General features: G+C 56.6%; 12 protein-coding genes. All 12 read left to right on the top strand.

Annotated elements, in window-relative coordinates; genetic code table 11:
- Nucleotides 1-182 precede the first annotated feature (182 nt).
- Complete coding sequence (locus K5905_RS22965) at nt 183-494, top strand: helix-turn-helix domain-containing protein (RefSeq protein ID WP_297588222.1); 312 nt, start codon at nt 183-185, stop codon at nt 492-494.
- Nucleotides 491-811, top strand: a complete 321-nt coding sequence (locus tag K5905_RS22960) for a hypothetical protein (protein ID WP_297588219.1) — start codon at nt 491-493, stop codon at nt 809-811. The genes K5905_RS22965 and K5905_RS22960 overlap by 4 nt, the downstream gene beginning before the upstream one ends.
- Nucleotides 808-969, top strand: coding sequence for a hypothetical protein (locus K5905_RS22955; RefSeq protein ID WP_297588217.1), 162 nt, complete (start codon nt 808-810; stop codon nt 967-969). Before K5905_RS22960 ends, K5905_RS22955 begins: the two co-directional genes overlap by 4 nt.
- A 1-nt stretch (nt 970) precedes the next feature.
- On the top strand, nt 971-1,150 hold the full coding sequence (locus K5905_RS22950; RefSeq protein WP_297588213.1) for a hypothetical protein: 180 nt from the start codon (nt 971-973) through the stop codon (nt 1,148-1,150).
- Nucleotides 1,151-1,338: 188 nt separating this feature from the next.
- The gene (locus K5905_RS22945) at nt 1,339-2,181 is read left to right on the top strand and encodes a ParB N-terminal domain-containing protein (RefSeq protein ID WP_297588211.1); all 843 of its coding nucleotides are present in this window, start codon (nt 1,339-1,341) and stop codon (nt 2,179-2,181) included.
- Nucleotides 2,174-2,635, top strand: a complete 462-nt coding sequence (locus K5905_RS22940) for a hypothetical protein (RefSeq protein WP_297588209.1) — start codon at nt 2,174-2,176, stop codon at nt 2,633-2,635. The genes K5905_RS22945 and K5905_RS22940 overlap by 8 nt, the downstream gene beginning before the upstream one ends.
- Complete coding sequence (locus K5905_RS22935) at nt 2,632-4,797, top strand: DDE-type integrase/transposase/recombinase (protein WP_297588207.1); 2,166 nt, start codon at nt 2,632-2,634, stop codon at nt 4,795-4,797. The genes K5905_RS22940 and K5905_RS22935 overlap by 4 nt, the downstream gene beginning before the upstream one ends.
- Before the next feature lie 68 nt (nt 4,798-4,865).
- On the top strand, nt 4,866-5,624 hold the full coding sequence (locus tag K5905_RS22930; protein ID WP_297588204.1) for an AAA family ATPase: 759 nt from the start codon (nt 4,866-4,868) through the stop codon (nt 5,622-5,624).
- On the top strand, nt 5,624-6,271 hold the full coding sequence (locus tag K5905_RS22925; RefSeq protein WP_297588201.1) for a hypothetical protein: 648 nt from the start codon (nt 5,624-5,626) through the stop codon (nt 6,269-6,271). Before K5905_RS22930 ends, K5905_RS22925 begins: the two co-directional genes overlap by 1 nt.
- Nucleotides 6,268-6,648 (top strand): transcriptional regulator, encoded by a 381-nt coding sequence (locus K5905_RS22920; RefSeq protein ID WP_297588199.1) that lies wholly within the window; start codon nt 6,268-6,270, stop codon nt 6,646-6,648. The genes K5905_RS22925 and K5905_RS22920 overlap by 4 nt, the downstream gene beginning before the upstream one ends.
- A complete protein-coding gene (locus tag K5905_RS22915) occupies nt 6,645-6,923 on the top strand; it encodes a hypothetical protein (RefSeq protein ID WP_297588197.1) in 279 nt (92 codons plus the stop codon). Before K5905_RS22920 ends, K5905_RS22915 begins: the two co-directional genes overlap by 4 nt.
- A gap of 44 nt (nt 6,924-6,967) precedes the next feature.
- Nucleotides 6,968-7,239 (top strand): DUF3164 family protein (locus tag K5905_RS22910; RefSeq protein ID WP_297588195.1); only part of this gene is annotated, 272 nt, incomplete at its 3' end.

Below are 7,239 nucleotides of genomic sequence, written 5' to 3'. Positions count from 1 at the left end.
AGTTTTCGGCTTTGAGGGTCTTGCCATATCCACAATTACACAGAATTAGGGTTTATTCTTGAATAAATCCAAAAACTATGTAAACTCCAATTTATCGGCCCGATACATCGGCCCGAGTTGTTACACAAACAGTCCAAAGAAAACGGCTTGCTGCAACAAGCCGTTTTCCAGCGAGGCACCAAATGGCAAAGCCAGAACAGGTACCAGTTGGCGGATGGGATCAGTATTCAATCAAAGCTGAACTGCATCGCCAGGGCATGACATTGGCAGAACTTGCCAAGTCAAAGGGTAAAGCACCCGGTTCTTTTTCCCATGTCTGGAAACGCCCGACGAAGGTAGCGGAAGAGGCAATCGCGCAATTCCTTAAAACTCCGAAGCGGGAACTCTTTCCAGACCGGTATCCGAAACGGACCGCTCGAATCCTTTCTAGCAAACACGAGAACTATCGCGCTAGCCAGAAAAGCAGTTCGTCGCCAGACAGGGAGGCTGCATGATGCACCAATCCCATCAGCAATCCTTGTCCGGCCTGACGAGTCCTTGCGGACAGTCCGGCATGCATATCCTGACCAAGCTTTCGAAATCAGGCATGCGCTATTTCTACACCGGCAGCGAAACCCTCGTGAGCGTTATGGGTGGCGGTCAAGCACTCGTCGCTACGACGTCTCTGTTTGAAGGGAACGCACACCGGTTCCCTGATCCCGGCACCGCGATTGCCTATCGCGACACCTTGAACCGGCAGGGGATCGGTGGAGCGGCGTGGAAGCTTGGCCAGTTCGGCCACTATTCAAAGCCGAAGGCCAAGAGGAAATGACCGCCGCAACCATTGTGGCCGTTGTCACCATCTTGCTTGCCAGTGTGATCATCGTCGCGGTTGTCGTTCACAACCGCCTTAGCCCCAACACCGCGAAAGCTGTTGCGCAGGATCCGTTCTGCGATCCGGCAGGCTGTTCGAAATCTGCGAGGCACTGACATGAACCTGCACATCACCAAGGAATGGTTTGAGAACCGGGTTGCCTTTGAAGGCGATCTTGAAATCAGCGCGGGGCTTCGTGAGGAAGCGGTCGCCTGCGAGGAATGCGACCAGCTGACCCATGTAGACGAAGCCGCCTGTCTTCACTGCGGCGCTCTCAAGGATTGGGCCAAGGATTGAGTTCCAGTTTCCTCGTTTCAATCCCAGCCAAACGAGGGAAGGGCGTCACCTGCCTCAGTGGTGAGACGCGGCGCTGCCGCATGTAGCCGACGCCCGGTTGGGCGTTTTCCTCCACCAACTTGCCGGGCGGCATAGGGCCGTCGAAAGCTCGCCGCCCGGTCTTTCTCCACGAATTCTTTAGAGGTTACATGAGCGCGTATCAGTCCATCAAGGTTTCGCTGATCGACATTCCCGAAGGGCGTTTGCGGGACGTGGATCAGGAGTGGGCAGAATGCCTGTCGGCCATGTTTTTGGAGACAGGCCAGAAGACACCAATCGACGTTCGCGTCGAGGGTAAGAGATTTGAAGTTGTGGCCGGGGCGCACCGGCTGACCGCTGCCAGACTTGCTAAATGGAAAGAGATCGAGGCGCGGGTCCTTGAGCCGCAGGGCGAACAGGCCGCAGACGAATTCCGCCTGCATGAGATCCTGGAAAATCTGGGTCGCAAGGACTTCAATGCGCTTGAACGGTGCGAAGCGTTTTTCGAAATGAAGCGGGTTTACGATGCCTTGAACCCTGTTTCCAAGCGCGGCGGTGACCGTAGGAGTCAAGCCGCTAAAAACAAACAAGAAAATCAAACGGAAATTTTTTCCTTTTGTTCTGCCGCGTCTGAGACAACCGGTCTTACCGACCGTGCAGTCCGAATGGCAATCGCGATATTCAACGGTCTTTCTCCACTAACCCGCGAGCGTTTGAAGGGCACCGCTTTTGCCAGCAAACAATCCGACCTGAAGGCACTCTCCACGCTCACTCCCGGCCAGCAAAACAGCGTCTTGGACCTGATCCTGGGCGATGAGCCGAAAGCCGCTTCCATTGCAGACGCGTTGATTGTTGTCGAAGGGCGCAAGGTGGAAAGCGACAGCGAAAAGCGCTTCAAAACCGTTTGCGACTATCTGCCGAATTTGCCCCCCGCGAGCCGCCGGAACCTGTTCCGCCTGCACAAGGAAGAAATCGTCGCCCTCGTGAAAAAGGAGGGCTGGCTGGATGAGTAAGCGCACCCGCGACGAATTCACCATCGACATGTTTTTGGGATGGACACCGCCTGACGTGTCTGTCGGGTTCGAGCCCGGTGCCATTTCCGGCGACCGGCTTTCGTCCAGAATAAGTCGTGCGATCGCCAAGGCCCTAAAGGATTGCGATATTGACCGCGCTTCAGTCGCGGCGCAGATGAGCGAGAAGCTTGGCCATAAGATCACAAAGCAAATGCTTGAGGCATATGCCTCTGAAGCCAAGACGGGCAACAACATCACTGTCGAACGCTTTGTTGCGCTGATCCATGCAACCGGAAAAACGGAGTTGCTTGGCTTCCTTGCCGATGACTTCGCGATGAAAGTCTATCCGAACAAATACGCGAACGTCGTCAAACTTGCCTTGATCGAAGATCATCAAAAGACGGTCGACTATCACAAGAAAACGATCATCGCGAAGATCCGGGGGGCGTCATGAAACTCTGGCTGACCGCGCAAGAGATTGCAGACCTGCAACTCGATGGCCTCCCATCCAGCCGCTATGGAATTCAGAAGCTTGCCGAGCGTGAAGCGTGGGTGGAAAGCGACCTTGCCCGCAAGCGTGAGGGCAGGGAAGGCGGCGGCGGTCTGGAGTTTCATATTGACCTTTTGCCGCTGCCGCAGCGGCTTCAATATGCCGGGACATTCGTCCGTGTCGAGCGGGAAGACTACCGGACAGAGACCAGCAACGAATTGTCCCGGCGCGAATGCAGCGTCCGCGATGCCCGGCTGATCGTGTTGAAGGTCGCAGAGCGGTTCCGCAAGACAAACAGCATGGGCGCAAAGGCTTCCGATTATCTGTTTGCCCAGCTGTTTGATGACGGCAAGGTCCCGTTGCCGGAATGGGTTTTGGAGCAAATTAAGACGGTGTCCATGCGAACGCTTGCCCGTTGGCGCAAGGACATGAAACAAGACATCAACCGTCTTGCCTATGACCCGTCCAAGTCCCGGAAGGGTACCGGTGTTCTCGATCAGGCTGAAGGGGGCAGGGTGCGCAGTTACTGCCTTGCCGTCTATGCCTCCAACCAGTTCCTTTCCACCAAGCATATCCGCAATACGGCTCTCGCTGAGTTCGGCCACACCATCACCATCGGCGACAGGCAAGTCCCGATGCCGCCTTTAAGGACGTTTCAAAACGCCCTTAAAGGCTGGAAGGCCGAATACCGCAACGAGCTTTTGAAGATCACGGACCCGGACGCCTACAAGTCCAAGGTCCGGATGGTTGCCACCGGGGCAACCAGGGCTGACCGGTTCAACGAGCTTTGGCAGATCGACGCTTCGCCGTCCGACGTGATGACGACGGAAGGCAGGCGCAATCTCTACATGCTGACCGAAATCTATTCCCGCAGCGTGCTCCTGCTCTTTACCAAGACCCCGCGCTCGGAAGCGGTTGCCATGATGATCCGCAAAGGCATCCTGACATGGGGTGTTCCGGAGCTGATCAAGACCGACAACGGGTCCGATTTCAAATCCCGTGCCACCATCCGGCTGTTGGATGCGCTTGGCATCGAACAGGAGTTTTCTGCCGCCTATTCGCCCGAGCAAAAGGGATCGGTTGAACGCGTAATCGGCACCTTTCAGCGTGATTGCGCCGCGACCCTTCCGGGCTTTGTCGGCCATTCGGTTACTGATCGGAAGAAAATCGAAGCGCGCAAGGCGTTCTCGGCCCGTCTGGGCACGGATGATGCCGTCTTGTTTCAGGTGGATCTGACACCGCAAGACCTTCAGGAAGAGGCCGACCGCTGGGCGAATGAGCAATACGCCCATACCCCGCATGAGTCTTTGAAGCGCAAGACACCGTTCGACGTGATGAATGCGTGGGCAGGCGACGTTCGCGCGATCAGCGACCCCGCCAGCCTGGACGTGCTCTTGGCACCGGTTGCGGGCAAGGACGGCTTGCGCAAGGTCACCAAACAGGGCGTGAAGGTGGACGGCGAATATTATGTCGCCTTCGGTGTCATGCCGGACACGCAAGTATTCTGCCGCCAAGATCCGCAAGACCTTGGCCGGCTCTGGTTGTTTGAGCCGGACGGCGAAACCTACCTTGGTGAGGCGCTCTGCCCGGATCTTGCCGGATTGGATCCCGCCGAGACGATTGCCAAGGCCCGCGCCATGCAAAAGGCTCTGGAAGAAGAGCGGTTTGCGGACGTCAAGCGCGAGAAAAAGAAGATAACGCCGCGCACGGTCATGGAAGCACAGCGCGCCGCCTACCAGCACAATGCCGATATCGTCAGCTTCCCGAAACAGCAGCGCGAGCATGAAACGTCCAAGACATTGGCCGCGTCTGAGGTTCGAAAGCGCCGCGCCCCGCGCGATCTGAACGAGCGTGAAGCCGAAATCATGGCCGGCCTGAAGGGCAGTCAGTCGTCGCCGGCTCCAAAGTCAGCCGCCACCGTTCACCAGCTTTCCGGGCTTGAAACTCCTGAGGCTCGCTTCAATCGCGCCCAGCAATTCGAGCAGCGTCTCGCGGATGGAACTTCGCTTTCTGACGACGACGCCATTTGGCTCGCCAACTACAAATCCGGCCCCGAATACCGCGCTCACAAGATGGTCTGGGAGGACCGTCAGCAGCGCAGCAACAGCGTAAAGCCCGCGTCTTAATGGGCAAGAAAAAGGCCCTGGAAGCGGCAACTTCCAGAGCCGGTAATCAACTTTGAACGGAGAGAAACATGATCGACAGAGACCCATCTGTCAATGCAGGCGGACTAGCCACGCTGAAAAACGTCGCCCGATTTCTGACGCTGATGGAGACGCTGATCCATCGCGGACCGCATCTTCCGGGTATTGGCGTGTTTCACGGGTTTTCCGGCTATGGCAAGACCTATGCGTCCATCTATGCGCAGAACAAGACGCGGGCGCTCAGACTGGAAGTTGGTGACAGCTGGACCCGCAAGAAGTTCCTTGAATGCCTGCTGGCCGAAGCCGATGTGAAAGCGGGCCGCATGTCAATTGCGGACCTGACGGAACAGGCGATCCTTGCCCTTGGTGATGATTTCCAGCGGCCGCTTATTATCGATGAGGCGGACAAGCTTGCCGACAAGGGCATGCTGGAATTGGTTCGCGAGATCCAGGAACACTCTCAAGTGCCGGTTCTTCTGATCGGGGAAGAGCTTTTGCCCGCAAAGTTGCAGAAGGTTGAGCGGGTCCATAATCGTGTTCTGGAATGGGTGCCAGCCGAGCCTTGTGATCATGACGACGCCAGAGCGCTTGCCGACATGTTCTGCCCGGACGTGCATCTTGAGCCCGACGTGATCAATAACCTCATTGATCTGACCGAAGGTCGCGCTCGCCGCCTTGTTGTGAACTTCAACAAGATCGCGGAATACGCCCGCAACACCCAGAAAAATTGGTTCGACGCGAAATCGTTCGACCGGGGCTGGTTTTACACCGGTGAGCCGCCACGCCGTGCAGCACGGAGGGCGGCCTGATGCCAATTCAGCTTGAGATGAAAATAGTCGCCGGTGAACTGGTTTGCCGTGGGCATGAGTATTACTGGAGCGTCATTCGCGAAATCGGCAAGGAGAACCACTTCACGCGCCGGGAAATCGCGAGACGCACGAACGACCCGAACGACAAGAACCTGGACGAATATCTGCGCCGGTTGAAGAAGGCAGGTTTTGTCAGGACGGTGGAAGTCGTTGAGGGCACCTACGGCCTGGAAACTCACAACGGCAAAATCCGGCAGGAAATCTATGAGCTGGTGCGCAGACCGTCTGCCGCGCCAATCCTCAACAAGGATGGATCGAAGGGCATCCTCGGTCTCGGTCAAATCCACATGTGGACCGCCATCCGCAACCTGCATCAGTTCACCAAACAGGAACTTAGCATCGCGTCCACAACGAATGATGTGCCGGTTTCGGTCAAGACCGCACAGAGCTACGCGTGCATGCTGGAAAAGGCCGGTTACTTGCAGATATTGCGACCCGGTGGCCCGAACGTTGCCCGGATCTGGCGGTTGAAACCTTCCATGAACACCGGTCCGAACGCGCCAAAGATCCTGAAATCCAAGATGATCTACGACCCGAACCGACAGCAGATCATGGGCAGGCCAATTGCACAGGAGTGTGCGGCATGAATGCTCACGTAACTATGCAGCAAAAGGCTGAGACTGGTTGGGACGGCGCGGTGCCTGATTGGGTCGGTGAATTGGCCGCAATGGCTGAAGCTCATGGGGTGAACGTTGTTGCGACCCGGCTTGGTTATTCGTCAGCTGTCGTCAGCCAGACGATTTCCAACAAGTATTCAGGCAACCTTTCCAAATTCGAGGAAAAGGTGCGGGGCGCACTGATGGGCGAAACCGTTGTCTGTCCCGTCCTCGGAGCGATCGGCAAGGATGAATGTCTGGTCTGGCAGGCCAAGCCTCGCAAGGTCACTGACAGCATCCGCAGCCGCGTCTACCGGGCCTGCCGGAACAACTGCCCGCACTCTCGGCTGAAAGTGAGGTCGCTATGAAACTGAGCGCCGATCTTGAAATGCTGAAGCGGGGCTTGAGCGAACACCTGCTTCCGAATGGGGATTTGAAAGTTTCTGCCTCTGAGGTCCAGTTGCTCGATTTCGTCCTGGATGATTGCATCGATCAGGCCAAGCACCTGGAGGCGTTCCGCGTCCAGCGTCAACCGACCATGATCGATCTCTCCGATCCGAAAATCACCCTGTTTCCCATCGCCCGCCGTCTTGAACCTGTCGTGATCCCGATCCGGACACCCGACAGCGATGGTGCGGCCTGATCCCTAGTACCTGCGTTTAACGAGACATAAAGAGGACTTAAACCATGGAAAATGCGGCAACAGACCTGCCCGAAATGGAAGCGCCGGAAGACGGCATCGAACTGGTCAACGGTGTCCCGTACATGCGGGATGCCAAAGGTAACCTCGTTCCGCTGGAAAACATCAAAACCCAACACAAGCTTGAGGACGAGACTGTCCGCAAGATCATCGGATATGCCGAAGAGCTTTCGGCGCAAATCGCACGGTTCCGCAATCACACCTTTGCGGACCTGCTCGGTCTTACCGCTCTTCTAGCGCAGGAGTATGGGGCGACAAA

It is taken from the genome of Roseibium sp. (genome assembly GCF_025698965.1).
Lineage (GTDB): Bacteria > Pseudomonadota > Alphaproteobacteria > Rhizobiales > Stappiaceae > Roseibium.
Note: the sequence above shows the minus strand (reverse complement) of the source record. Positions and strands in the feature narration are given on the sequence as shown.

Excerpts from the sequence above, each read along its gene's own strand:
- K5905_RS22965 (WP_297588222.1), top strand. The coding sequence starts at position 183 with ATGGCAAAGCCAGAACAGGTACCAGTTGGCGGATGGGATCAGTATTCA.
- K5905_RS22960 (WP_297588219.1), top strand. The coding sequence starts at position 491 with ATGATGCACCAATCCCATCAGCAATCCTTGTCCGGCCTGACGAGTCCT.
- K5905_RS22955 (WP_297588217.1), top strand. The coding sequence starts at position 808 with ATGACCGCCGCAACCATTGTGGCCGTTGTCACCATCTTGCTTGCCAGT.
- K5905_RS22950 (WP_297588213.1), top strand. The coding sequence starts at position 971 with ATGAACCTGCACATCACCAAGGAATGGTTTGAGAACCGGGTTGCCTTT.
- K5905_RS22945 (WP_297588211.1), top strand. The coding sequence starts at position 1,339 with ATGAGCGCGTATCAGTCCATCAAGGTTTCGCTGATCGACATTCCCGAA.
- K5905_RS22940 (WP_297588209.1), top strand. The coding sequence starts at position 2,174 with ATGAGTAAGCGCACCCGCGACGAATTCACCATCGACATGTTTTTGGGA.
- K5905_RS22935 (WP_297588207.1), top strand. The coding sequence starts at position 2,632 with ATGAAACTCTGGCTGACCGCGCAAGAGATTGCAGACCTGCAACTCGAT.
- K5905_RS22930 (WP_297588204.1), top strand. The coding sequence starts at position 4,866 with ATGATCGACAGAGACCCATCTGTCAATGCAGGCGGACTAGCCACGCTG.
- K5905_RS22925 (WP_297588201.1), top strand. The coding sequence starts at position 5,624 with ATGCCAATTCAGCTTGAGATGAAAATAGTCGCCGGTGAACTGGTTTGC.
- K5905_RS22920 (WP_297588199.1), top strand. The coding sequence starts at position 6,268 with ATGAATGCTCACGTAACTATGCAGCAAAAGGCTGAGACTGGTTGGGAC.
- K5905_RS22915 (WP_297588197.1), top strand. The coding sequence starts at position 6,645 with ATGAAACTGAGCGCCGATCTTGAAATGCTGAAGCGGGGCTTGAGCGAA.